Source organism: Marvinbryantia sp., assembly GCF_047017445.1.
Classification (GTDB): Bacteria; Bacillota; Clostridia; order Lachnospirales; family Lachnospiraceae; genus Marvinbryantia.
The window spans coordinates 47,975-70,926 of the sequence record NZ_JBKXTT010000018.1; the positions used below are offsets into that span (position 1 = coordinate 47,975).

At 43.1% G+C, this 22,952-nt stretch carries 25 protein-coding genes and 1 CRISPR repeat array; all 25 genes read left to right on the forward strand.

Annotated elements, in window-relative coordinates; all coding sequences use genetic code 11:
* The first annotated feature begins 81 nt into the window (after positions 1 to 81).
* The 25 genes from cas9 (ACLU9Q_RS16920) to ACLU9Q_RS17040 all read left to right on the forward strand — a co-directional run bounded on the left by cas9 (ACLU9Q_RS16920) (position 82) and on the right by ACLU9Q_RS17040 (position 22,952).
* Positions 82 to 747: a type II CRISPR RNA-guided endonuclease Cas9 gene (gene cas9, locus ACLU9Q_RS16920; RefSeq protein WP_412625679.1), complete on the forward strand. Its 666-nt coding sequence runs from the start codon at positions 82 to 84 to the stop codon at positions 745 to 747.
* Between the two features lie 183 nt (positions 748 to 930).
* Positions 931 to 1,428: a DUF6431 domain-containing protein gene (locus tag ACLU9Q_RS16925; RefSeq protein ID WP_178818214.1), complete on the forward strand. Its 498-nt coding sequence runs from the start codon at positions 931 to 933 to the stop codon at positions 1,426 to 1,428.
* Positions 1,429 to 1,504: 76 nt separating this feature from the next.
* Positions 1,505 to 2,920, forward strand: a complete 1,416-nt coding sequence (locus ACLU9Q_RS16930) for a DDE-type integrase/transposase/recombinase (protein WP_178818212.1) — start codon at positions 1,505 to 1,507, stop codon at positions 2,918 to 2,920.
* Positions 2,913 to 3,728 (forward strand): AAA family ATPase, encoded by an 816-nt coding sequence (locus tag ACLU9Q_RS16935; protein ID WP_178818210.1) that lies wholly within the window; start codon positions 2,913 to 2,915, stop codon positions 3,726 to 3,728. The genes ACLU9Q_RS16930 and ACLU9Q_RS16935 overlap by 8 nt, the downstream gene beginning before the upstream one ends.
* Position 3,729: 1 nt before the next feature.
* On the forward strand, positions 3,730 to 3,990 hold the full coding sequence (locus tag ACLU9Q_RS16940; RefSeq protein WP_178818208.1) for a DUF6618 family protein: 261 nt from the start codon (positions 3,730 to 3,732) through the stop codon (positions 3,988 to 3,990).
* Positions 3,991 to 4,091: 101 nt separating this feature from the next.
* Positions 4,092 to 7,478 carry a type II CRISPR RNA-guided endonuclease Cas9 gene (cas9, locus tag ACLU9Q_RS16945; protein ID WP_412625680.1) on the forward strand — a complete coding sequence of 1,129 codons (3,387 nt, stop codon included), beginning with the start codon at positions 4,092 to 4,094 and terminating at the stop codon, positions 7,476 to 7,478.
* Positions 7,475 to 8,347, forward strand: a complete 873-nt coding sequence (cas1, locus tag ACLU9Q_RS16950) for a type II CRISPR-associated endonuclease Cas1 (RefSeq protein WP_302592181.1) — start codon at positions 7,475 to 7,477, stop codon at positions 8,345 to 8,347. The genes cas9 (ACLU9Q_RS16945) and cas1 overlap by 4 nt, the downstream gene beginning before the upstream one ends.
* A 4-nt stretch (positions 8,348 to 8,351) precedes the next feature.
* On the forward strand, positions 8,352 to 8,657 hold the full coding sequence (gene cas2, locus ACLU9Q_RS16955; protein WP_296835743.1) for a CRISPR-associated endonuclease Cas2: 306 nt from the start codon (positions 8,352 to 8,354) through the stop codon (positions 8,655 to 8,657).
* A complete protein-coding gene (gene csn2, locus ACLU9Q_RS16960; protein WP_296835710.1) occupies positions 8,654 to 9,325 on the forward strand; it encodes a type II-A CRISPR-associated protein Csn2 in 672 nt (223 codons plus the stop codon). Before cas2 ends, csn2 begins: the two co-directional genes overlap by 4 nt.
* Before the next feature lie 58 nt (positions 9,326 to 9,383).
* Positions 9,384 to 9,947: direct repeats of the CRISPR family, unit length 36 nt; unit sequence GTTTGAGAATGATGTAAAAATGTATGGTACTCAAAC.
* 521 nt (positions 9,948 to 10,468) lie between these two features.
* Positions 10,469 to 11,440, forward strand: coding sequence for an NAD(P)/FAD-dependent oxidoreductase (locus tag ACLU9Q_RS16965; protein ID WP_296835708.1), 972 nt, complete (start codon positions 10,469 to 10,471; stop codon positions 11,438 to 11,440).
* 5 nt (positions 11,441 to 11,445) lie between these two features.
* Entirely contained in the window at positions 11,446 to 12,684 is a 1,239-nt protein-coding gene (locus ACLU9Q_RS16970) for an O-acetylhomoserine aminocarboxypropyltransferase/cysteine synthase family protein (RefSeq protein ID WP_296835741.1), read from the forward strand.
* Positions 12,685 to 12,697: 13 nt separating this feature from the next.
* The gene (locus ACLU9Q_RS16975; protein ID WP_296835705.1) at positions 12,698 to 13,567 is read left to right on the forward strand and encodes a 4Fe-4S binding protein; all 870 of its coding nucleotides are present in this window, start codon (positions 12,698 to 12,700) and stop codon (positions 13,565 to 13,567) included.
* Positions 13,560 to 13,805: a sulfurtransferase TusA family protein gene (locus ACLU9Q_RS16980; RefSeq protein ID WP_296835703.1), complete on the forward strand. Its 246-nt coding sequence runs from the start codon at positions 13,560 to 13,562 to the stop codon at positions 13,803 to 13,805. The genes ACLU9Q_RS16975 and ACLU9Q_RS16980 overlap by 8 nt, the downstream gene beginning before the upstream one ends.
* A gap of 3 nt (positions 13,806 to 13,808) precedes the next feature.
* Entirely contained in the window at positions 13,809 to 14,132 is a 324-nt protein-coding gene (locus ACLU9Q_RS16985; protein ID WP_296835701.1) for a thioredoxin family protein, read from the forward strand.
* Positions 14,133 to 14,188: 56 nt separating this feature from the next.
* On the forward strand, positions 14,189 to 14,404 hold the full coding sequence (gene thiS, locus ACLU9Q_RS16990; protein ID WP_296835698.1) for a sulfur carrier protein ThiS: 216 nt from the start codon (positions 14,189 to 14,191) through the stop codon (positions 14,402 to 14,404).
* A complete protein-coding gene (locus ACLU9Q_RS16995; protein WP_296835696.1) occupies positions 14,395 to 15,204 on the forward strand; it encodes a HesA/MoeB/ThiF family protein in 810 nt (269 codons plus the stop codon). Before thiS ends, ACLU9Q_RS16995 begins: the two co-directional genes overlap by 10 nt.
* A 21-nt stretch (positions 15,205 to 15,225) precedes the next feature.
* Positions 15,226 to 15,687 carry a M67 family metallopeptidase gene (locus ACLU9Q_RS17000; protein ID WP_296835694.1) on the forward strand — a complete coding sequence of 154 codons (462 nt, stop codon included), beginning with the start codon at positions 15,226 to 15,228 and terminating at the stop codon, positions 15,685 to 15,687.
* Entirely contained in the window at positions 15,656 to 16,693 is a 1,038-nt protein-coding gene (locus tag ACLU9Q_RS17005) for an AraC family transcriptional regulator (protein ID WP_296835692.1), read from the forward strand. The genes ACLU9Q_RS17000 and ACLU9Q_RS17005 overlap by 32 nt, the downstream gene beginning before the upstream one ends.
* Before the next feature lie 40 nt (positions 16,694 to 16,733).
* Positions 16,734 to 17,660, forward strand: coding sequence for a cysteine synthase A (gene cysK, locus ACLU9Q_RS17010; RefSeq protein ID WP_296835690.1), 927 nt, complete (start codon positions 16,734 to 16,736; stop codon positions 17,658 to 17,660).
* Between the two features lie 494 nt (positions 17,661 to 18,154).
* The gene (locus ACLU9Q_RS17015) at positions 18,155 to 19,528 is read left to right on the forward strand and encodes a YeiH family protein (protein WP_296835688.1); all 1,374 of its coding nucleotides are present in this window, start codon (positions 18,155 to 18,157) and stop codon (positions 19,526 to 19,528) included.
* Positions 19,529 to 19,550: 22 nt separating this feature from the next.
* Positions 19,551 to 19,835 (forward strand): hypothetical protein, encoded by a 285-nt coding sequence (locus ACLU9Q_RS17020; protein WP_296835686.1) that lies wholly within the window; start codon positions 19,551 to 19,553, stop codon positions 19,833 to 19,835.
* Positions 19,836 to 19,910: 75 nt separating this feature from the next.
* Positions 19,911 to 21,107, forward strand: coding sequence for a trans-sulfuration enzyme family protein (locus ACLU9Q_RS17025; protein ID WP_296835684.1), 1,197 nt, complete (start codon positions 19,911 to 19,913; stop codon positions 21,105 to 21,107).
* A gap of 218 nt (positions 21,108 to 21,325) precedes the next feature.
* A complete protein-coding gene (spoIIID, locus tag ACLU9Q_RS17030) occupies positions 21,326 to 21,583 on the forward strand; it encodes a sporulation transcriptional regulator SpoIIID (RefSeq protein ID WP_296835683.1) in 258 nt (85 codons plus the stop codon).
* 124 nt (positions 21,584 to 21,707) lie between these two features.
* Positions 21,708 to 22,250, forward strand: a complete 543-nt coding sequence (locus tag ACLU9Q_RS17035) for a hypothetical protein (protein WP_296840383.1) — start codon at positions 21,708 to 21,710, stop codon at positions 22,248 to 22,250.
* 102 nt (positions 22,251 to 22,352) lie between these two features.
* The gene (locus tag ACLU9Q_RS17040) at positions 22,353 to 22,952 is read left to right on the forward strand and encodes a DeoR/GlpR family DNA-binding transcription regulator (RefSeq protein ID WP_296840379.1); all 600 of its coding nucleotides are present in this window, start codon (positions 22,353 to 22,355) and stop codon (positions 22,950 to 22,952) included.

Here is a 22,952-nt window from a genome sequence, read left to right on the forward strand (position 1 = left end):
TTAGTATAATAACAAAAAAGAAAAATGTCAATAAATATTTTGTGATAAGGAGAAGGATATTTTGTGATAAGGAGAAGGATTATGGGACAGGAATATTTTTTAGGTTTGGATATGGGAACCGGTTCAACTGGCTGGGCGGTAACGGATGAGAAATATCAGGTTCTTAGAAAACATGGAAAATCATTATGGGGAGTACGTCTGTTTGAAAGCGCATCAACGGCGGAAGAGAGACGTGCGTTCCGGACTTCAAGAAGACGACTGGACAGAAGAAATTGGCGCATAGAAATTTTGCAGGAAATCTTTTCAGAGGAAATTTCAAAAGTTGATGCGGGGTTCTTTCTGCGAATGAAAGAGAGCAAGTATTATCCGGAGGACAAGCGGGATTTGGAAGGAAGATGCCCGGAATTACCGTATACGTTGTTCGCAGATAAGGATTATGATGACAAAACATATCACAAAGAGTTTCCGACAATCTACCATCTTCGAAAAATGCTGATGGAAACAAAAGATACACCGGATATCCGTCTGGTTTATCTGGCGTTTCATCATATATTGAAACATAGAGGCCACTTCCTGCTTCCAGGAGATATTAATCAGGTAAAAGAATTTGATGCAACATTCAAACAGCTCTTAGAAAACATAAAGAACGAAGAATTGGACTTTGGCTTAACTATTGAAGAGGAAAAGTTTCATTTGGTGGAAGAAATTTTAAAGAATAGGAAACTGACAAGATCAGCTAGATGTTGATGCTCCTTTAAAATAACATTTTATAGATCTTGTTGCCTTTCGTCAGGTTGCTCTGTATACTGTCATTATCCTACAGAAAGAAAAAATCTCAGAGCACCTTCCTGGACAGTCGCGTACTCTGAGATCTGGTAAAAACCATGTTCATTATAGCAGAGTATACGCTTGTTCGCAATGAGGCAAACGGTGTTTTTTGTTAAGAGCAGTGAAAATGTACCAGGATGTCCTTGCTGTGGTGGACAGCTCAGATACCGGGATTCCAGACTTCGTATTAGAAAGCATGAAGGCGGTAATCGGGATTTTCTGAGTATCCGGAGATTCAAATGTACTACATGTGAGAGCTATCATAATGAACTTCCAGATGTATTGCTTCCATATAAGCACTATGAAGCAGAGGTCATCAGTGGTGTGATCGATGGGATCGTAACGCCTCATGATCAGGATTCTGAAGACTATCCTTCAATCAGTACCATGTTGTACTGGCTGCGGTGGTTTCAACTCAATCTTTCAAACATGGAAGGATATCTTAGAAATGCAGGATACAGTGTTCTCGGACTTGGCAAGGATCTTCTTTTCTCTGACCAGTCACTGCTCGAAGCGGTCAGAAAAAAATATCTCAACTGGCTGGAAAAGACCATCCGTATTATTTACAACAGCGGTGGCTTTCTGCCGGCTTTTTACTGATAAACGCATGCACCTACTTTCGTTCGTCTGTCACAGGTTTTTCCTATATAGTGATCTCAGAAGGAGGTCACGAATTATGAATACAAACCAACAGATAGTAAGACAATGGGAAGAGCAGGAAGCTCTCCATCGTTTCCAGCTCATTTCCCCGCTTCTGCGCGAGGATCTGGATAATGCCAAAAAGCTCCATCTCCGCAAAAAAATCGCCGAGGAAAATGAGATCACGGTTCGTTCTCTATACCGCTATGAAAAAGCATACAGAGAAGGACAGTTTTCCGGATTAAAACCGGCAACCAGGAAGAAACACCGCTCACAGAGACTGCCCGAAAACTTTGAATTTCTTGTAGAACAGGCTATCCAGCTCAGAAAGGAAGTACCGGAACGTTCCATCGCACAAATCATTCTGATCCTTGAGCTGGAAGGCCATGTGGCTCCCGGAGTTTTAAAACGTCCGACTCTGGAACGGCATCTTTATAAGCGTGGTTTTGGCAGGGAACATATGAAGATGTACCGGGATGCACGTGAAAGCTCATCCAAACGGTTCTGTAAGCCACACCGCATGATGCTGATCCAGGGGGACATCAAATATGGCCCCAAACTGCCTATCGGTAAAAATGGAGCAAAAGTCCAGACTTATTTATCTTCAGCGATCGATGATCATTCCAGATATATCCTGTCTTCCCGTTTTTATGATAATCAGGAAGAAATGATTGTGGAAGATACCTTCCATCAGGCTATTATACGCTACGGATCATTCGATGCCTGCTATTTCGATCATGGCAGTCAGTATGTTGCCAGACAGTTAAGCTGCTCCCTTGCCAGACTTGGGATCCGTGTAAAATTCGCACGCATCCGGAGTGGAAAAAGTAAGGGAAAGATTGAAAAGTTCCATCAGGTAGTGGATACCTTCAATCGGGAAGCCAAACTGAAAAATATAAGATCCCTGGAAGAACTGAACCATTTATGGTCCGTCTTCCTTGAAGAGTATTATCACAAAAAGCCGCACGAGGGGATTTCTGAATACTATGAAAGCCTTGGCGCTGCAGTACCTGAAAACGGAATTACGCCGCTTCAGGAATGGAACCGCGATACACGTCCCCTTAACTTCATCAATGCATCTGTTGTTTCTGAGGCATTTCTTCATCATGAAGAACGTAAAGTTGACAAAGGAGCCTGCATCAGTTTCCGGGGACAGCGTTATGAAACTAAGCCTGAACTGATCGGATACAAAGTAGGGATCGCTTACGATCCTGCGGCTCCGGAAGTACTGACTGTCACTTATCCCGGTTATGAGCCCTTCACAGCCAGACCACTTAAGATTGGATCTTACTGTGATAAAAATCCTGCGCTCCCGGTTTCCATGCAGGGACAGAAGCCAAGTACCTCACGCTTTTTAGATGCTCTTGAAATACAGCATGAAAAGAACCGTGAACAGGTAGCCAATGCCATTTCTTTCGCATCTTACAGAAAGGAGGCAGATGGCAATGTATGAAACGTTCTTTGGCATGGAACATACCCCCTTTGTAAGGGATGTCCCTGCAGATAAACTGTATGAATCGGATTCTTTTCGAGAGACTCTTGGACGTCTTGCTTATGTGGCAGACCGCCAGAAGTTTGCAGTAGTCACTGCAGATCCCGGCTGTGGCAAATCTACATTGATCCGCCGCTTTTATGAAGAACTTCCAAAATCGGAATACATTGTCCTTTATCTTTCCGATTCAAAACTGACTCCAAGATGGTTCTATAAAGGACTCCTGGACCAGCTGGGACTGGAATCCAGGTTTTACAGGGGAGATTCCAAACGCCAGTTGCAGCAACAGATCGAGATCATCCGCGGAGTACAGCACAAAAAAGTAGTCTGCATTCTGGATGAAGCACATTTATTGGAAAAAGAGACTCTGGAAGAGTTCCGTTTTCTCCTGAATTACCGCTTTGACTCTATGAGTCCAATGGCCGTTGTATTAGTCGGACAGACCGAACTGTGGACAACAAAACTGAAACTTCAGCGTTACGCTGCAATCCGCCAGCGTATTGACATGTACTGTGTACTTTCTCATCTGGACCGTGCGGAATGTGAAAAATACATCCGCAGTCATCTGGACTATTCCGGATGTCAGCAGGAGTTGTTTACAGAGAAAGCTCTTGATGAAATCTATCATTCATCTATGGGCATTCCAAGGCTGATCAACCGTATCTGTGAGAAAGCATTGATGTATGCGTTTCAACAAAACAAACGCCTGATTGATGATTACATGATTCGTTATGTTACAGAACATGAAATGCTGGAGGTTAGAGAATAGTATGGCAGAGATTCATCCAATCCAGCTTCATATTCAGCCTTATGAGGCTAAACTCGATCTGAATGGCAACAGTTATCACTTAATCTTTGGCAGACAGATAAACGGATGGTTTTTATGTATTCCAAACCACCGGATAGGTGTGGAACTGGCACATCCTTCAGACCGATTCTGGAATAAGGAAAGTCTGGAAGCAGCCGGAATGGAGGCTAATGAAGCTGGTATGATCGCATGTGCTTTAAAAGAACTATCACAGTTTATCTGATAATGCTCTGGGGAGGGCAACTCCCCAGTCTGCTAACAAAAACAGAGACAGAAAACTGAGCAACCTGCTGACAAGTGATAAAATCATATCAGTGACAGCTCATGAAATCACTAACAGCTAGAAAAACACAATTAATAAAGGTACTTGATGCAAAAACAAGTTGTGCAAAAGCAGTTTGCAACTTATTGGCAGGAGGAACGGTAAAATTAAGTGATATTTTTTCGGATAGTGATCTGGAAGGCTGTGAACGTTCGAAAATTTCGTTTTCTGATAGTGGGTATGATGATTATGCAGGAATTGTTGAGGCGGACCTGGGCGAACGCTATTATATTATAGAGTCCGCCAAAGCGGTATACGATTGGTCTTTATTGGTGGATGTTTTAAGGGACAGCACCTCTATTTCAGAAGCAAAAGTGCGTATTTATGAAAAGCATAAGACGGATCTGGCTTTATTGAAGCACGCAGTGCGCAGATATCTTACAAAAGAGGAATATGCGCAGCTTTTCGTAAGGACAGAAAGTAAGCTGTATAATTATTGTGCATACATTGGAATGATCAGAAAAAACGGAAAGAAACAGGAAGTGCAGGAACAGTGCGGTAAAACAGAGTTTTATGACTTCCTAAAGAAAAAGGTTGTACCCAGATTGGAAGAGCGAGGCGCAGAGGAGGCAAAATATATCCTGCAGGAAATGGAACAGGAAAATTTTTTGCCGAAACAGATAACCAGGGATAATGGGGTTATTCCGTATCAAATTCATAAGTATGAATTGGAGAGAATCATTGACAATTTGAAAGACAGGATTCCGCTGCTGAAGGAAAGCGGAGAAAAAATAGTGCAATTATTCGAATTTCGCATTCCATATTATGTCGGTCCAATAAATAAGATTGTGAATAAGGACAATTCAAAATTTACGTGGGCGGAAAGAAAAAGCAGTGAGAAGGTTTATCCATGGAATTTTACGGAAGTAATTGATGTGGAAGCAAGTGCGGAGAAATTCATCCGGCGTATGACAAATAAATGCGCTTATTTGACAGGAAAGGATGTACTGCCGAAGGATTCTCTGCTGTACAGTAAATTTATGGTATTAAATGAGCTGAATAATCTGCGTTTGAATGGGGTAAAGATTTCCGTTGAATTAAAGCAGAAAATATATACCGATTTATTTTGCAGATATAGAAAAGTTACACAGAGAAAATTAAAAGATTATTTGACGCGCGAAGGAATTGTTAAAAAAGATGTTGAAATAACAGGAATTGACGGTGATTTTAAAGCGGCGCTGACGGCGTATCATGACTTTAAAGAAAAGCTCACTGGAAAAGAGTTAAGTATAAGAGAAAAAGAAATGATCATCCGGAATATTGTACTGTTCGGAGAAGATAAAAAACTTTTAAGACAGCGGCTGACGAAAATGTTGCCCGATCTGACTGAAAAGCAGATAAAAAATATAAGTATGTTGTCATATAAAAGGTGGGGGAGATTATCAAAAGAATTTCTTGAAGAAATTACGGTTCCGGCTCCGGAAACCGGAGAAGTGTGGAATATCATTACCGCTTTATGGGAAACAAACGACAACTTAATGCAGCTTTTGGGGAGAGAATACCAGTTCAGCGAAGAAATAAATACTTATAATGGAAATCTGGAAAATACCAAATTAAGCTATAAGATGGTGGAGGATTTATATGTATCGCCGGCAGTAAAACGTCAGATCTGGCAGACATTGCAGATCGTGAAGGAAATTCAGAAGATTATGGGACAAGCGCCGAAGCGTGTTTTTGTAGAAATGGCAAGAGAGAAGCAGGAAAGCAAGCGTACGGAATCCAGAAAAAAACAGCTGCAGGAATTATATAAAGCGTGCAGAAATGAGGAAAAAGACTGGATTGGAGAATTGGGAAAGCTTGAAGACTATCAGCTGCGAAGCGATAAATTATATCTCTATTATACGCAGATGGGACGCTGTATGTATTCCGGAGAAGTGATTGATCTGGAAGATCTGTGGGATAATACGAAATATGACATCGATCATATTTATCCGCAGTCGAAGACAATGGATGACAGTCTGAACAACCGGGTGCTGGTAAAGAAAGAATGCAATGCAAAAAAATCAGATACGTATCCGATTAAAGAAGAAACTCGCAAAATAATGACTCCTTTTTGGAAAACTCTGTTGGACAGAAAATTCATCAGCAAAGAAAAATATGAACGTCTTGTCCGCGGAACGGAATTTGAGGCAAATGAGCTTGCTGGCTTTATTGAAAGACAAATTGTTGAAACCCGCCAAAGTACGAAAGCGGTTGCAGACATTTTGAAACAGGCATTGCCGGATACGGAGATCGTGTATGTAAAGGCAAAAACGGTATCACAGTTCCGGCAGGATTTTGGGTTTGTTAAGGTTCGTGAGATGAACGACTTACATCATGCGAAGGATGCTTATTTGAATGTTGTGGTGGGAAATACATATTTTGTGAAATTTACAAAGAATGCAGCATGGTTTGTGAAAGAGAATCCTGGGCGGACGTATAATCTGAAGAAAATGTTTACCTCAGAACAGGATGTCTGCAGAAATGGTGAAGTGGCCTGGAAAGCAGGCGGAAAAGGAAGTATTGTGATTGTCAGAAAGTATATGGAAAAAAATAATATTCTGGTGACACGGAAAGCGTATGAGGTAAAAGGCGGCTTATTTGATCAGCAGATTATGAAAAAGGGAAAAGGACAGGTTGCTGTTAAGGGTAGTGATGAAAGACTTTCTGATATTCAGAAATATGGCGGTTATAATAAAGCTGCCGGGGCATATTTTATGCTTGTGAAATCGAAAGATAAGAAGGGAGCAGAAATCCGTACGCTGGAATTTATACCTCTTTATCTAAAGAAAAGGATTGAAAGCAGCGAAGAGGAAGCAATCTCATATCTGAAAAATGAGCGGAGGTTAATAGAGCCGGAGATTCTATTAAAAAAGATTAAAACGGATACATTATTTAAAGCAGACGGTTTTAAAATGTGGCTATCGGGCAGAACCGGTGGACGATTAATTTTTAAAGGGGCTAATCAGCTGCTTTTATCGACGCAAGATACAGAGAAGCTGAAAAAAGTCGTTAAGTTCTGCAACAGGCGAAAGGAAAATAAAAATCTCAGAGTAGTTAAGGAAGACTCGTTGTCAGAGAAGGAAGTGGTAGAATTATATGATACGTTTCTCGATAAAATACGAAATACGGTATACAAAGTGCGGCTATCCGCTCAGGAAAAAACATTGGTTGATTGTCGGGAAAAGTTTATCAAACTGAGTCTGGAGGATAAGTGCTTAATTGTTTTTGAAATTCTGCACATATTTCAGTGTCAAAGCGGTTCGGCAAATTTAAAATTAATAGGCGGACCGGGAAGTGCAGGAATTTTAGTTATGAATAATGATATTTCCAAATGTAATCAGATATCAATAATAAATCAATCTCCAACGGGAATCTACGAACAGGAGATTGATCTGTTAAAGATTTGAGCTGGCGTATAATCGTTATCTCCAAACGGGCAAAACTGGATCTTCAGCTGGGATATATGGTTGTGCGCAGTGAGGAGATAACGAAGATTGTGTTAAGCGAAATATCTACGATATTGATTGAATCTACGGCAGTATCATTGACGACCAGTTTGCTTGCCGAGCTGGCGAGAAGAAAGGTAAAGGTTATTTTTTGTGATGAAAAGAGAAATCCTTCGTCGGAGCTGGTCAGTTATTATGGAAGTCACGATACCAGCAATAAAATAAGACAGCAAATCGGATGGAAGCAAAAGACAAAAGAAGCTGTCTGGACGGAAATCGTTACTGAAAAGATCCGCAAGCAAAAGGAATTATTAGAAATACTTGGAAAGGGAGAAGCAGAGCTGCTGTCATCTTATTTGAAAGAAATTACTTGGAATGACGGAACGAACCGGGAAGGACATGCCGCAAAGGTTTATTTTAATGCGTTGTTTGGAATGGATTTTACCAGGACAGAGGATAATTATATCAATGCAGCGTTAAATTATGGCTATTCTATTATTCTTTCTGCATTTACACGGGAAATTGTGTCAAATGGGTATATAACGCAATTAGGATTGTTCCACGATAATATGTTTAATCAGTTCAACCTCGGATCAGATTTGATGGAGCCGTTTCGGATACTGGTTGACCGACAGGTTGTTTCTATGTGTCTTGACCAGTTCGAACATGAAGAGAAAATGCAGCTGGTGAATATAATGAATCAGGAAATCATGATAGATGGAAAAATTCAATATGTGAATAATGCTGTTAAAATTTATGTAAGAAGTGTATTTGATGCGCTAAATGAGGATGACAGTTCTCTGATTCGGATGTATAAGATTGAGTTATAGGTTTATGCGGGTATTAGTATTTTTTGATTTACCGGTGATCACAAGCGAAAACAGACGTGCGTATACAAAATTCAGAAAATTTTTGCTGAAAAATGGTTTCTTGATGCTGCAGGAATCGGTTTACTGTAAACTGGCTTTAAATGGGACGGCAGTTCGAACAATTATTGAAAACGTACATAAAAATAAACCGGAGGAAGGTCTGATCCAGCTATTGACAGTGACTGAAAAGCAGTATGCGAAGATGGACATTGTGATTGGGAATATAAAAAGTGAAGTTTTAAATAGTGATGAAAGACTGGTGATCCTGTGAAATTAGTTCATTACGAATTACAAAGCAGCTTGCTTTCAGAAAATATGCCTGTCTGTGAATGGATTATAGAATCGTCGCAGCTTTTTTCGAAGTATGTACAGGAATTGTTTGCTCAATATACTGGTAGAGAGGGCTCGTTTGTACTTTCCAGTAAAGAAAATGAAGTGAATATCGCTAAGTATACTGAGATCATATTTAATCCATTTTCAGTGGATATAAATGATAAAAAGATACTTAATAAGTTATATGCAGATCTAAGCAGACGTGCTGTTGCAGAAGAGTTTTTTGCGAAAACCAGAAGTTTAATGCAGGGGGTGAACGAGTATTTATTGGATTTGGAACAGAGTACAGAATATATTTTAGATATTGATAGTGAGCTCGATTTAACCGGTTTATTTAAAATATCTGGTATAAAATTTGAAGGGTTTGAAGAGGACTTTTTGGAACGTCTTGTTAGATACATCAAAGTGATTGCCTGTGTGTTGGAAATCAAACTTATAGTATTTGTTAATGTGAGGAGCTATCTGGATAAAAATCAGGTCGAGAGTCTTATTAAAGAATCACTTAGACAGGAAGTGAATATGTTGTTGATTGAAAATCAAGAAAAGGATTGTCTTGAAGGATGTTTCAGGTATATTATAGATTCAGATGGCTGTGAGATCTTTTAATCTTAGAGTTGAGTATCATACCTTATGCAAGTGATGGCATATCATTTTTGAATTTGAGGTTTGAGAATGATGTAAAAATGTATGGTACTCAAACAAAATTGTTATTCCCTACCTGTTTTGTCCCGTTTGAGAATGATGTAAAAATGTATGGTACTCAAACCGCAACTTGTGGCCGGAATAAACAATCTTTGTTTGAGAATGATGTAAAAATGTATGGTACTCAAACGAAGATATCGAACTGATCTACACGAAACTTGTTTGAGAATGATGTAAAAATGTATGGTACTCAAACTCTTTTTTTCTTCATGTCAATTCCCCACCAGTTTGAGAATGATGTAAAAATGTATGGTACTCAAACAACTGGAATCTGGTTAATTATGGTTCTGCTGTTTGAGAATGATGTAAAAATGTATGGTACTCAAACTTTTCATTTTCCTTCCGCACCGTATAGGCTGTTTGAGAATGATGTAAAAATGTATGGTACTCAAACCTCCGCTACGGTATGAAGGTTATAGGATGCGTTTGAGAATGATGTAAAAATGTATGGTACTCAAACGCGGTGTATGAGCTGATGAACACAGGACAAGTTTGAGAATGATATAAAAATGTATGGTACTCAAACGTAGCCAAGATCATATCCTGTTGCTTTTTACGATCTACGGTGAATTCCTGGAACTGAACCGGATCGGGAAAGGAAAAAAAGGATTAATGATATACGAAAGCTCCTGCAATATTGCTTGCACCCGCCTTCTCTGCGTGGTAGTATATGAATACAGGGAGAGGTGGAAGCAGTGAAAAGCCTGGGAATAGTACTGGCAGTGTTATATGTCATTTTATTAATGTGGATGATTAGTGTAAACGGGGCAGGAGGACTGGTTGCAGGAGCCCTGTTGCTGCTTCTGGCAGCGCCGTGGATCATACTGGCACGGATCATAAGAAAAAGGTACAATAAAAGCAGAAATTTCAATAAAAAATAAAATGCGCCGAAATGGCGCTTTTTAATACAGAAAAGTCAGGGCACCGCGAAAGCGGTGTCTTTTGTATATATATAAGAAATATCCATCAATTGCTAAAAAGGTTCTTTCGTGCGACTAATTTCTAACAAAATTCCGTATATTTTGGCAGATATGGAACAAAAATCCTATGGGCAAAACCAATTTTTACCGCTATAATTTCAAAAATGATAATCGCAATGGAGAGATAAAGGGAATGTATGAGGCAGTGGTAACGGGAAGCGGACCGGCAGGACTGAGTGCGGCTTTATATCTGAAAAGAGCTGGAAAAAATGTCATTGTTATTGAAAAGGAATATGAAGGAACGGGGCAGATCACGCAGAGCATTTGCGTTGATAATTACCTGGGAGTCCCGTCGGTTTCCGGGGAGACGCTGGGTGCCAGATTCCGGCAGCAGGTTCTGGATGCGGGGGTTTTATTTCTGGAGGATGAGGTGGAAAGGATTTTCTATCGGGACAGATGGCTTCTCTGTCTTTCTTCGGGAAAAACCATAGAGACAGAAACGATTCTGTATGCGGCCGGTGCAGTGCCGAAAACGCTGGGGGTACAGGGAGAAACGGAGTTTCTGGGAAAAGGAATTTCTTACTGCGCGTATTGTGATGGTTCTCTGTATGCAGGAAAAGAAGCAGCGGTAATCGGCGGCGGGGATACGGCACTGGACGATGCCTTATATCTTTCGGAACTGTGCAGAAAGGTATATCTCATCCACAGAAGAGCAGAATTCAGAGGAAACGGAGCTGTTCTTGAAATCCTGAAAAAAAGACAAAATGTGGAGATCATCACGGAAGCATCGGTAAGAAGAGCGGAGGGGCATAAAAAACTGGAGGCGATAGTTCTTGATAACGGCAGGAAGCTTTATGTCAGCGGTCTCTTTGTGGCAGTCGGCTCCATACCGGCGTCCGATATGATAAAAGCTTACGTTCAGAGAGATACAAATGGATACGTGATTGCCGGAGAAGACGGTATCACAGAAGCTCCTGGGCTGTTTGTGGCAGGCGATGTTCGGACAAAAAAGCTACGGCAGGTGATCACAGCAGCGTCTGATGGTGCGAATGCAGCGGCATCTGCGATCAATTATCTGAAATGCGGGAGAAAGGGGTGATGGATATGAAATTTCATACAGCGGTACTCCATGCAGGAAAAAGTGAGATGGAAAAATATGGATCAACACTGCCGCCTGTATACCAGTCCAGTGCTTTCGAACAGAGAAATGCCGAAGGGCTGGCAAAGATATTTGAGAATAAAGCGCCGGGATACTGTTACACAAGAGTAGGAAATCCCACAGTGACAGCTTTTGAAGCCAGGATTACGAAACTGGAGGAAGGTGTGGCTTCGGTGGCTTTTTCGTCTGGCATGGCGGCGATAACTCACGCATTTTTGAATATCCTGCAGTCCGGAGATGAAATTGTGACAAGTGCAAGCCTTTATGGAGGAACCATCGATCTTTTCCGGGATCTGGAAGCGTTTGGAATTCATACTGTTTTTGTAGAAACCAATAACTGGGAAGCTTTTGAACAGGCGATCAATGAGCATACAAAGCTGATCTTTGCCGAAACCATCGGGAATCCGGGGCTGGATGTGACAGACATCGGGCATCTCGCAGAAATGGCACATAAGCGTGGACTTCCCCTCATTGTGGATAATACTACAGCAACGTCTTATCTGATCCGGCCGCTGAAGCTTGGAGCGGATATTGTAGTGAATTCATCGTCCAAATATATCAACGGAAACAGCAGTGCGATCAGTGGGATTCTGACAGACAGCGGCCATTTTAAATGGACAAAAGAAAACTATCCGGTTTTAGGAGATTACATAAAATATGGACCTATGGCGTACATCTCCAGAATGCGGGCAACGATTTACCGGAATTTCGGCGCCTGTCTTTCCCCTCAGAATGCCTTTCTGAATCTGATCGGGCTGGAAACCCTGGGACTTCGCATGGAACGGCAATGCAAAAATGCAATGGAACTTGCGTCATGGATGCAGTCATCGTATCCGGAAATGTCTGTGAATTATCCCGGACTGGAAAGCAGTCTCTGGCATGAAACAGCGCAAAAGCAGCTGGAAAACGGATATGGAGCAATTTTTACGATCCGTACCGGCAGCAGAGAAAATGCTTTTACACTGATCAATCATTTGAAGCTGGCACTGAAGGTTTCCAATATCGGAGATACGAAAACGCTGGTGATACATCCGTCTTCCACTATCAGTCTTCACAGTACACAAAAACAGAAGGAAGAAGCAGGTGTTTATGATGACCTGATCCGGGTCAGTGTCGGCATTGAAGATATAGAAGATCTGATCGAAGATTTCCGGCAGGCGATCGAGATCATGAAAAAACGATAAAGGAGAACAGAAAATGGCAGAGAAAAAACCAGATTATTCAGCACTAAAAAAGGGTGGATTTATGAGACAGAAGCAGAAAGGATACTTTTCTCTTCGACTTCAGGTCGTGGGAGGCAATCTGACGGCCGAAAATATAAGAACCGTGTCAGAGGTTGCTGATCAGTACGGAAAAGGCTATGTACATATGACCTCCAGACAGGGAATCGAGATTCCATTTATCCGCTTTGAGGATATTGATGAGGTAAAGGAGAAGCTGGCAGAAGGAGGCGTAAAGCCAGGCGTCTGCGGGCCGAGAGTACGGACGGTTACCGCATGTCAGGGGGCTGCAGTCTGTCCGAGCGGTTGTATTGATACATATGAGCTGGCAAAAGAACTGGATGCGCACTATTTTGGAAAGGAGTTGCCTCACAAATTTAAGTTTGGGGTGACCGGATGCCAGAACAACTGCCTGAAAGCAGAAGAAAATGACCTGGGAATCAAAGGCGGCATGGTTGTGAACTACAAAGAAGACGCATGTATTCAGTGCGGAGTCTGTGTAAAGGCCTGCCGGGAACAGGCGTTGTCTATGAAAGAGGGCAAAGTGGTTATTGACAGAGAAAAATGTAACCACTGCGGGCGCTGCGTAAAATCCTGTCCAACCGATGCATGGGAAGGAGAAAGCGGATATCTGGTGTCCTTTGGCGGACTGTTTGGAAATAGGATTTATCAGGGAGAACAGCTTCTTCCGATTATCAGAGATAAGGAGACACTGTTCCGGGTTACAGATGCCGCCATTGAGTATTTTGAAAAAAATGCCAACTCGGGAGAGCGTTTCCGGCTGATGCTGCAGAGAGTAGGAGAAGAAGAATTCAGAAAAGCAATAACGGAGGCATATCATGGCTGAGATAAAATTTGACGAACAGGCAGACATTACAGATAAGGTTTGTCCCATGACATTTGTAAAGGCAAAAGTCGCTATGGATGAGCTGGAAGACGGGGAGGTGCTGGCAATCCGCATGAATGATGGAGAACCGGTACAGAATGTTCCAAGAAGCATGAAAGAGGAGGGGCATCAGATTCTGAAGCTTCAGGATAATGAAGACGGCACCTATACCCTGTATGTCCGCAAGGTGGGGGAATAGTATATGGCAGAGCGAATTGGAAAAGATGTATTTGAAGAGAAAGTATTGAAAAATGATCTGCCCGTGCTGGTGGAGTTTTATTCAGATTCCTGTATCGCCTGCAAAAAACTGGCGTCGGTTCTCGGGCAGGCGGAAGAACTGCTGGCGAACAGATTTCGGATCTATAAGGTAAACACAAATTATGAGACCGGGCTTACGGAAGAATATGAAATCCTGTCCAGACCAACCCTGATTGTTTTCAGAGACGGGCAGGAGGTACAGCGAAAGACGGGAGCGCTAAAGATTCGGGAGCTGGTGGACTGGCTGGACTTATTTACAGGGAAATAATGCATCTGCGGTGATGCGCTGCAGAGGTAAAATGAAATGTGTAAGGAGCGAAAAACATGTATATTACAGTAGCAGGAAACAGAAAAGAAGTAAAAAATAATCTGACATTGCCGGAGCTTATGGAACTGGAAGGGGTAGAGATGCCGGACTATGTGACAGTTTCCGTAAATGATGAGTTTGTTGACGCAGATAAAAAAGCAGATACCGTTTTAAAGGATGGAGATAATGTGGAATTCCTTTATTTTATGGGAGGTGGATGCGAATGGCACTGACAGATGCACAGATAGAACGTTACTCCCGGCATATCATATTGAAAGAGGTGGGAGCAAAAGGACAGAAAAAGCTTCTGAATGCAAAGGTACTGATCATTGGTGCCGGAGGTCTCGGGGCACCGGCGGCTATGTATCTGGCGGCAGCGGGCGTTGGGACCATAGGAATTGCGGATGCGGATGATGTAGATCTTTCCAATCTGCAGAGACAGATCATCCATTCAACAGAGGATGTGGGAAAACCAAAGGTGAAATCAGCGAGGGAGACTATGGAGAGAATGAATCCGGATGTAAAGGTCAATACCTATCATATGTTTGTGGATGCTTCCAACATCCGGGAATTGATCAGGGAATATGATTTTATCATTGACGGAACCGATAATTTCCCGGCAAAATTTCTGATCAATGATGCCTGTGTTCTGGAAAAGAAGCCGTTTTCCCATGCGGGAATCATAAGGTTTCAGGGACAGCTTATGACGTACGTTCCCGGAGAAGGTTCCTGCTACCGGTGTGTATTCAAAAATCCGCCGCCAAAGGATGCAGTGCCTACCTGCAAACAGGCCGGCGTTATCGGTGCAATGGGCGGTGTGATCGGAAGCCTTCAGGCAATGGAAGCGGTGAAATACATCATTGGAAAGGGAGAACTTCTGACCGGTTATCTGCTGACGTTTGATGCTCTGAAGATGGAATTCAGAAAAATCAGACTTCCACGCGATACACATGATTGTGCCGTCTGTGGGGATCATCCTGTAATAACAGAGCCTATTGACTATGAACTGAATGTATGCGAAGATAAAATATGATGACAGGGAACAGGTAGAATTATGAAAAAGATAATCATCCGGAAACAGGATGCAGAAGAGATGATATCCCATGCCAGAGGACAGCTTCCCGATGAAGCCTGCGGATTGATTGCCGGCATAGAAAATGAAGAAGAAAAGCGGATCGAGAAAGTATATTATCTGACGAATACGGATGCTTCCAATGAGCATTTTTCGCTGGATCCCAGAGAACAGCTTCAGGCAGTGAAGGATATGCGAAGCAGGGGACTTCAGCCGCTTGGAAACTGGCATTCCCATCCCGCATCCCCTTCACGCCCGTCGCGGGAGGATATCAGGCTGGCCTATGATCCCAAAGCCAGTTATCTGATCCTGTCCCTTATGGAAGAAATCCCGGTGCTTCATTCTTTTCATGTGGAAAATGGGGAAGTTTGTAAGGAATTTTTGGAGATAAGGGATGAAGGGGAAGCAACAAATGTATACAGTAATGCTGGCAGTGAAAAGTGAACCGATCCTGCAGGAATTAAAACGGCTGCGTATCTGGGGAGATTCTACCGGGTTTCAGATCTGCAAAATAACAGATGATTTTGAAAAGCTGATCGCCGGTTTGCGGGAAAAGAAATATCATCTGGTGCTGCTGGAAGCCACTCAGGATAATCATACGCTCTCACTCCTGGAAACCATAAAAAAGGAAAAGCTCTGTAAGGCTGTGGCAATCGTCAGTCAGACGGCGGAGTTTAAAACGGTAAGAAAAAGCTTTCTTCTTGGTGCAGATGATTATTTTGTCGCTCCATTTGAGATCAGCCAGTTTATCGCGCTGTTCAGCAAAATAGAAAATGCAGAGCATGGGAAGATCGCAGAAGAAATCTGCCAGAAAGAGGAACTATTAAATCTGTTTGAACATGTGGATTTTTCCATAAAGGACAGGCTGGATGAAATGCTTTACAGTACATTGTCAGAATACAGGGATATGGGAGAAGCATTTTCCTACATAAAACGAATTCTGGATGGCGTCATGCTGGAGCTTTTTGAAAAGTACGGATGGCTGCAGCTATATTTTGCTAAAGAGGATTATCTTCCCCAGGATAGCGAATATTTTGAATACGAAGACGGTCTGAAGAAAAGTCTGGAAGATTTTTATTCATTTTTTGTGGAATTTTCTGAGCTGTATCCGGTTCACGGGGAAGGTCTGGATGATATGATCCTTTATATTTTAAGCAGACCGGAAGGAGACCTGAAACAGAAGACAATCTCGGAGGAGCTTTACATGAACCGTTCTTATCTGAGCACTGTTTTTTCTGCTCAGATCGGAGTGAATTTTGTGGATTATGTAAATACAGTAAAAATGAAACGGGCAGCCTATCTTCTGAAGCATACGAAGATGAAGGTGATCGATATTGCAGGTGCGCTGGATTACAAAGATATGGGATATTTTCTGAAAAGATTTAAGGCAAAATATGGAGTAACACCATCCCAGTACCGGCTTCCGGAAACTTATGAGTTCCAGATATAAAGCAGGGGCCGTTGTGTAAACAGAGAGGAAACAGAAAAACATGGCAAAAATTTATCAGAAAATTACAGATATGGTTGGATCGACTCCTCTGCTGGAGCTTTCTGAATATATGGCTTGCGGCGGATGCAGGGCAAGGCTTCTGGCGAAACTGGAATACATGAATCCCGCCGGATCTGTAAAAGACCGGATCGCAGTAAAGATGATAGACGAAGCAGAGAAAGCAGGCATCCTGCACAGGGGAGATGTGATCATTGAACCCACATCCGGAAATACCGGAATCGGTCTTGCCTGTGTAGCAGCAGCGCGGGGATACCGTCTGATCATTACGATGCCGGAAACCATGAGTATCGAGCGGAGAAGGCTTCTGGCGGCTTATGGCGCCGAACTGGTCCTGACACCTGCTTCCAGGGGAACCAAAGGCGCCATAAAAAAGGCAAACGAACTGGCGGGGGAAGTGGGCGGATTTGTGCCAAGCCAGTTTAGCAATCCATATAACCCGCAGGCTCATTATGAAACAACAGGACCTGAGATATGGGAGGATACGGACGGGAAGGTGGATATTTTTGTTGCCGGAGTGGGGACTGGCGGCACGATCACGGGAACCGGAAAGTATCTGAAAGAAAAAAATCCCGCATTACAGGTGATTGCTGTGGAACCGGCGCAATCCCCTGTTTTGTCAGATGGTATGCCGGGGCGGCACAGGATTCAGGGAATCGGAGCCGGATTTATACCGGATACCCTGGATATGGAGATCTATGATGAAATTATACCGGTAAGTGATGAAGATGCATTTGAGGCCTGCAGGGAGCTGGTGAGGACGGAAGGCGTTCTGTGCGGGGTATCCTCCGGCGCGGCCTTGTATGCAGCAAAAGAACTGGCAAAAAGACCGGAAAATGAGGGAAAGACCATTGTCTTACTGATGCCGGACAGCGGCGAGCGGTATCTGTCGATGGGAATTTTTGATTAGTGATATTGTAACCACATAACCACGCAGGAATGCGCTTTCAATAACATTAGAGCATGTTGTTGGAGGCGCTTTTTGTCGTATGTATTTCTTGTATACGAGTTCTGTCAGAAAAAAAACACATGGAAAATAAATATTTTTCTAAAGAAAAGCGCATGGAAAAAAGAGTACAGGTGGGAAAGAGCCGGCAGAAATGCATCTGGCAGACATGAGTGTTTATGGGATCACAATTTTTAATTATGCAAAAGAAATTGGGATACTGGATTATGTTGTCTGCAAAACCGTGAATTGTAAAAGCAGCTATCGAAATAAATCTGCCGCGGCTAAGAGAAAGAAACAGCTATGAGTTTCTGCAGATCAGAAGGAATGTTCTGAAAGCATTGTTTGGGAAAACTGTCCGGCAGGCTTCCTATGGAAAAAATGATATAAATAATCCATAGAAAATTGATAGGAAAAGAGGTATATATATTCTATCATTTTTAAGAGGAGGAAAAATTATGAGTGAGAAAAAAGGAGTATTGGCTGCCCCAACAGTGGAAGAGGTTGTTACAACAGAAAAATTTCAATGGAGTGATTTATGGAAGAAGGAAGACTGGCTTGCCATATGGATCGGTTTCATTGTGATTGCAATTGCGGCTGTCGCAGTTATAACAGGGGCTTTTGATTTCAGTGCCGCAAAATTCAGTACCTGGGGCAATGGCACCGGCGTTTTTGAACAGTTGAATACAGATCTGGCAGGAAAACTGATTTTAACAGCCGTTGTACTTGGGGTATTGTTTACGGTTGGAAATCGCCTGAAGGGGATATCTGTCAAGAAATATCTTCCTGCTTTTGCCGGACTATTTGTACTGGCGATTCTGGTAAGATTCATCAGCGCAGAATATACCTTAAACCGCTATCTGGAGTGGGCCTTTTTTGCAATTCTGATCGGTCTTCTGGTATCCAATACAGTTGGTGTTCCCCAGTGGCTGAAGCCTGCGGTTCAGACAGAATTTTATATTAAAGCCGGGCTGGTGATCATGGGATTCTCCGTATTGTTTTCTAATATCGTCAATTTCGGACTTTATGGACTTGGCATCGCATGGGTCGTGACGCCGATCGTTATACTTTTTATGTGGTGGTTCGGGACCAGAGTATTAAAAATAGATAATAAACCATTTGTTATTACAGTAGCAACGGCAACCTCCGTCTGCGGTACTTCCGCAGCAATCGCAACGGGTGCGGCAAGCGGGGCAAAGAAAAATGATCTTTCTCTTGCTGTTTCAATTTCTATCATTTTTACGGTGCTTATGATGGTATTTGAGCCGGTTATTATCCGTGCCGTAGGACTTGGCGAAGTAATGGGAGGAGCTTTGATCGGCGGCACAGTTGATTCGACCGGAGCAGTAACCGTAGCCGGAACAGCCCTTGGAGAGACGGCGCAGACGGTAGCAGTTCTGGTGAAATCCATTCAGAATATTCTGATCGGTTTTATCGCGTTTGCAGTAGCGGTCTTTTTTGCAACAAAGGTGGAAAAGAATGGAAGCAGCAAAGTCGGTGCCTCTGAGATCTGGTACAGACTTCCGAAATTTATCCTTGGCTTTTTTGCAGCGTCTTTAATTGCTTCTTTTATCGTGCTGCCGGCGGCAGGAAAAGAGACTGTTTCAACGATCAATAAGGTTCTGGATCAGTATAAGAACTGGGCATTTGTACTTGCCTTCACCAGCATTGGACTGGATACGAATTTCCGTGAACTGAAGGAACAGTTTGAGGGAGGAAAACCGTTGACGCTTTATGTGGTTGGTCAGCTGTTCAATATTATTCTGACCTTTGCGGCTGTCTATTTATTACTGAGCGGAAAATTCTTCCCTCTCCCGCAGCTTGCACTGTAATGGAAGAAGAGGTGTGGATAATATGAAAAAAAAGAGAGTTTTTCAGCTTGTAAATGGCTTCGTGCTGGCAGCTGCGATTATTGCGGCGCTTTACATAATGGGAAACGGACTGGGGCTTGTGGATAGTCTGGATTTTGGAGCAGGGGCATATTACTATGCAGACATTCCGGAATTTTCCAAATATACGGATGGTGCCTGGTATTCCTCGCCAGTCCCCATGTGGGTACTTATTCTGCTTTTTCTCATCTGGGGAGCATTCATGTACAGAATCTGGGGATGGATTGAGCGTAAAGGAAATAGAAAATAAAGACATGAAAAAGGACACGGTGTTTGAGTGCCCTTTTTTCATGGATAAGAAACAAGGAAAGATGAGGAGAGAAACATGGCGAAGAAAGAGAACAAATATAAAGACTACGACATTACAACGCAGGCAATTCATACGGGTACGGAGTACGATTTGGAAACAGGCGCTGTCCGGCGTCCGCTTCATATGGCAAACAGTTTTAAATTACCGGATGATCTGTCACAGGTCAATTACTCTTCCACAGACCTCTTGATGTATGCAAGAAACGGAAATCCCAATCAGCACTGGCTGGAAGAAAAAATCGCAGCATTGCATGATGCAGACGATGCCATTGTACTGGCAAGCGGAGTTGCGGCACTTCATGCTCTATTCTGGACCCTTCTGGAAACGGGAGACAGGGTGGTGTATCCAAATGTCAGCTATATGGCAGTATACAGAATGTTTCATGAGCTTTTTAACCGCAAATTCGGGGTAGAAACAGTCATGGTGGATATGACAGATCTCGAAGCAGTGAAAAAAGCGATCACACCGGGTACAAAGCTGGTTCATATTGAGACACCGGATAATCCCACAAATGGAATTACGGACATAGCAGCCATTGCTGAAATCGCACACCGGAATGGTGCTGTTCTGTCAGTGGATAATACGTTTGCTTCTCCTTATAACCAGAAACCGCTGGAACTGGGAGCGGATTTTGTAGTGGAAGCGATTACAAAGTATATAAATGGTCATGGCGATGCACAGGGAGGAGCAATATTGTCTAATGATCTTGAGACAATGGATCGTATCCGATATGAAGCGCAGGTGAATGTTGGTTCCGTGATCAGCCCATTTAATGCATGGCAGATTTTCCGGGGTTCTGTTACATTTCCTATGCGTATGGAACGGATCAACAAATCTGCACAGAAGATCGCAGAATGGCTGGAGGGAAGGGAGAACGTAACCTTTGTGTCCTATCCGGGGCTGCCCGGTCATCCCGGCCATGAAACCGCTGCAAAGCAAATGAAAAACGGCTATGGGGGAGTGATTTCTTTCGGGTTGCATGCGGATGACAAAACAGTGGAGCATTTCTGCGCAGCTCTTAAGGTGGTGACGTTTGCTGTTTCACTGGGGCATGATGAGAGCCTTATTTTCCCGCAGCCAAGTTACGATGAGCGCATCCATCTGTATCCGGAGAGATTTCGGAAAGGATTTATCCGCTTTAGTGTGGGACTGGAAGATCCGGATGATATTATTCGGGACCTGGATCAGGCACTGAAAGCAATCGGATTATAAAACCCTGTGCTAAATGTCATCTGAGGACCAGGAAAGAGGGCGCCGTGCCTTCACCTGCACTTCAAAATCCATCTGATCCGAATGCTTTGGTGCTTTGGCGTTTGCTGGAGTCCGGATGCTTTTGCGTTTACTGGAGAGGGAAAGTCGCAGTGAAAGGAAAAGAATACCTTTCCAATCCCCCGCATACATTGTAAAAACAGTGTATCGGGGGATTTTCCTTGAAGGAATATATCGAGGAGCGTGCAATGGAAATTGCAAACTATATTATTGAAACCAATGCTACAGTGCGCCAGGCGGCGAAGAAATTTGGAGTGTCAAAATCGACGGTACATAAGGATGTCGTTGAACGTCTTCCGCAGTTTAACTTTGCACTGGCGCAGAGCGCAAGGAAAGTATTGGATATCAATAAGTCGGAACGTCATATCCGCGGTGGACTTGCTACAAGAGAGAAATATTTACATATTGAACAGAGATGATATGCCATACAGATCTTCATCCGCAAAAAAGCAACTGAAAATATATGTGGAATAAGGGGCACAAGTCTGATACAATGATAACAGGAAATCTGTGAGAGAATCCGTGAGAGGAGATTTTGGTATTATGAGAAAAAAGCTTGTGCTTTGTGGGTGCCTTGCGGCAGCGGCGATGATGCTGTCCGGCTGTCAGCCACTAACAGGAACGCAGAAGGAAACAGAAAAGATTACAGAAACAGAAACTCAAAAAAAAGCGGCGGCAGAGACTGAGACAGAAAAAGAAACAGAAAAAGAAATAGAACCAGAAACGGAAGAGGAGACAGTAGCTGAAAATATTGCGGCAGCAGGGGATACGGCAGAAGCGGGCGGTACGGCGCAGACGCAGCCCATGCAGGAAACCGTATCGGAGGGAAATGCATCTGAGAATGTTTCTGCGCAGCAGTACGAGGAAGAAATGATGCAATGCCCGTACTGCGCACATTGGTTCAGCACGATCTCGGACGGTGTGTCCGGCAGTCCCTATGATCTTCATATGGCGGAGGAACGTGCAAATGATCCTGCAGGTGGTACGACCGAGCAGGAGATGGTGCAGTGCCCGGATTGCGGAAACTGGTATGAGAGCGGGAATATTTTCCGGAATCATATCTGTGAGGGAAGAGAACAGCAATAGTAAATATTTTATATTGGGAAAGAAGAACTCAAAGATATTTGGGTTCTTTTTTACTTCAAAAATGAAATGCGGTCGGCGTTTTTCTATCCGGGAGTCATGCTCATGATTGCAGTAGCGTTTAAGGGTAATTTCGCTGCCGCGGTTTTAGATCCGCCTACGCTGGAAAATCAGAAACTGCGTATGGACGTGAAGCATATGATCGCGCGCAAGGCGGCAGCACTGGTAGAGGACGGCGATATCATTTATATTGATGCAGGAACGACAACAAGCGCGATGACACGGTATCTGGAAAATAAGAAAATTACGGTGGTGACGCCCAGCCTTGAGGTTTTGCAGCAGCTTCCGGTAAAAGGGGTATCATTTGTTGTGGTGGGCGGAGAGTTAAACTTTGAACTTGCGAGCTTCTGCGGACCGATTGCAGAAAAGATACTGTCACAGATGTATTTTGACAAGGCGTTTCTGAGCGTTTCCGCATATTCGGATTACGGCGTGTTTGCGAATGATATCCGGGAAGGAAGAAAAAAGGAGATTGTCAAGGAGCATTCGTCAGAAACCTATGTGCTTGCCGATCGCACGAAACAGCAACAGTGGGGGTTTATGCAAGTGATGGATCGCAGCGAGTGCACGATCATTACAGAAAAAGATGATGAGGATCCTGAAATAAAGAAAGAAGCAAAAGCAGAGGACAGCGGGGAAGGATGA

What these genes read in the sequence shown, in the direction of transcription:
- ACLU9Q_RS16965 (WP_296835708.1), top strand. Translation starts at nt 10,469, where the DNA reads ATGGGCAAAACCAATTTTTACCGCTATAATTTCAAAAATGATAATCGC.
- thiS (WP_296835698.1), top strand. Translation starts at nt 14,189, where the DNA reads ATGTATATTACAGTAGCAGGAAACAGAAAAGAAGTAAAAAATAATCTG.
- ACLU9Q_RS16980 (WP_296835703.1), top strand. Translation starts at nt 13,560, where the DNA reads ATGGCTGAGATAAAATTTGACGAACAGGCAGACATTACAGATAAGGTT.
- ACLU9Q_RS16970 (WP_296835741.1), top strand. Translation starts at nt 11,446, where the DNA reads ATGAAATTTCATACAGCGGTACTCCATGCAGGAAAAAGTGAGATGGAA.
- ACLU9Q_RS16985 (WP_296835701.1), top strand. Translation starts at nt 13,809, where the DNA reads ATGGCAGAGCGAATTGGAAAAGATGTATTTGAAGAGAAAGTATTGAAA.
- ACLU9Q_RS17000 (WP_296835694.1), top strand. Translation starts at nt 15,226, where the DNA reads ATGAAAAAGATAATCATCCGGAAACAGGATGCAGAAGAGATGATATCC.
- ACLU9Q_RS16940 (WP_178818208.1), top strand. Translation starts at nt 3,730, where the DNA reads ATGGCAGAGATTCATCCAATCCAGCTTCATATTCAGCCTTATGAGGCT.
- cas2 (WP_296835743.1), top strand. Translation starts at nt 8,352, where the DNA reads ATGCGGGTATTAGTATTTTTTGATTTACCGGTGATCACAAGCGAAAAC.
- ACLU9Q_RS16995 (WP_296835696.1), top strand. Translation starts at nt 14,395, where the DNA reads ATGGCACTGACAGATGCACAGATAGAACGTTACTCCCGGCATATCATA.
- ACLU9Q_RS17020 (WP_296835686.1), top strand. Translation starts at nt 19,551, where the DNA reads ATGAAAAAAAAGAGAGTTTTTCAGCTTGTAAATGGCTTCGTGCTGGCA.
- ACLU9Q_RS17015 (WP_296835688.1), top strand. Translation starts at nt 18,155, where the DNA reads ATGAGTGAGAAAAAAGGAGTATTGGCTGCCCCAACAGTGGAAGAGGTT.
- ACLU9Q_RS16930 (WP_178818212.1), top strand. Translation starts at nt 1,505, where the DNA reads ATGAATACAAACCAACAGATAGTAAGACAATGGGAAGAGCAGGAAGCT.
- cas9 (WP_412625679.1), top strand. Translation starts at nt 82, where the DNA reads ATGGGACAGGAATATTTTTTAGGTTTGGATATGGGAACCGGTTCAACT.
- ACLU9Q_RS17035 (WP_296840383.1), top strand. Translation starts at nt 21,708, where the DNA reads ATGAGAAAAAAGCTTGTGCTTTGTGGGTGCCTTGCGGCAGCGGCGATG.
- ACLU9Q_RS17025 (WP_296835684.1), top strand. Translation starts at nt 19,911, where the DNA reads ATGGCGAAGAAAGAGAACAAATATAAAGACTACGACATTACAACGCAG.
- cas9 (WP_412625680.1), top strand. Translation starts at nt 4,092, where the DNA reads ATGAAATCACTAACAGCTAGAAAAACACAATTAATAAAGGTACTTGAT.
- ACLU9Q_RS16935 (WP_178818210.1), top strand. Translation starts at nt 2,913, where the DNA reads ATGTATGAAACGTTCTTTGGCATGGAACATACCCCCTTTGTAAGGGAT.
- ACLU9Q_RS16975 (WP_296835705.1), top strand. Translation starts at nt 12,698, where the DNA reads ATGGCAGAGAAAAAACCAGATTATTCAGCACTAAAAAAGGGTGGATTT.
- ACLU9Q_RS17005 (WP_296835692.1), top strand. Translation starts at nt 15,656, where the DNA reads ATGTATACAGTAATGCTGGCAGTGAAAAGTGAACCGATCCTGCAGGAA.
- ACLU9Q_RS17040 (WP_296840379.1), top strand. Translation starts at nt 22,353, where the DNA reads ATGATTGCAGTAGCGTTTAAGGGTAATTTCGCTGCCGCGGTTTTAGAT.
- cysK (WP_296835690.1), top strand. Translation starts at nt 16,734, where the DNA reads ATGGCAAAAATTTATCAGAAAATTACAGATATGGTTGGATCGACTCCT.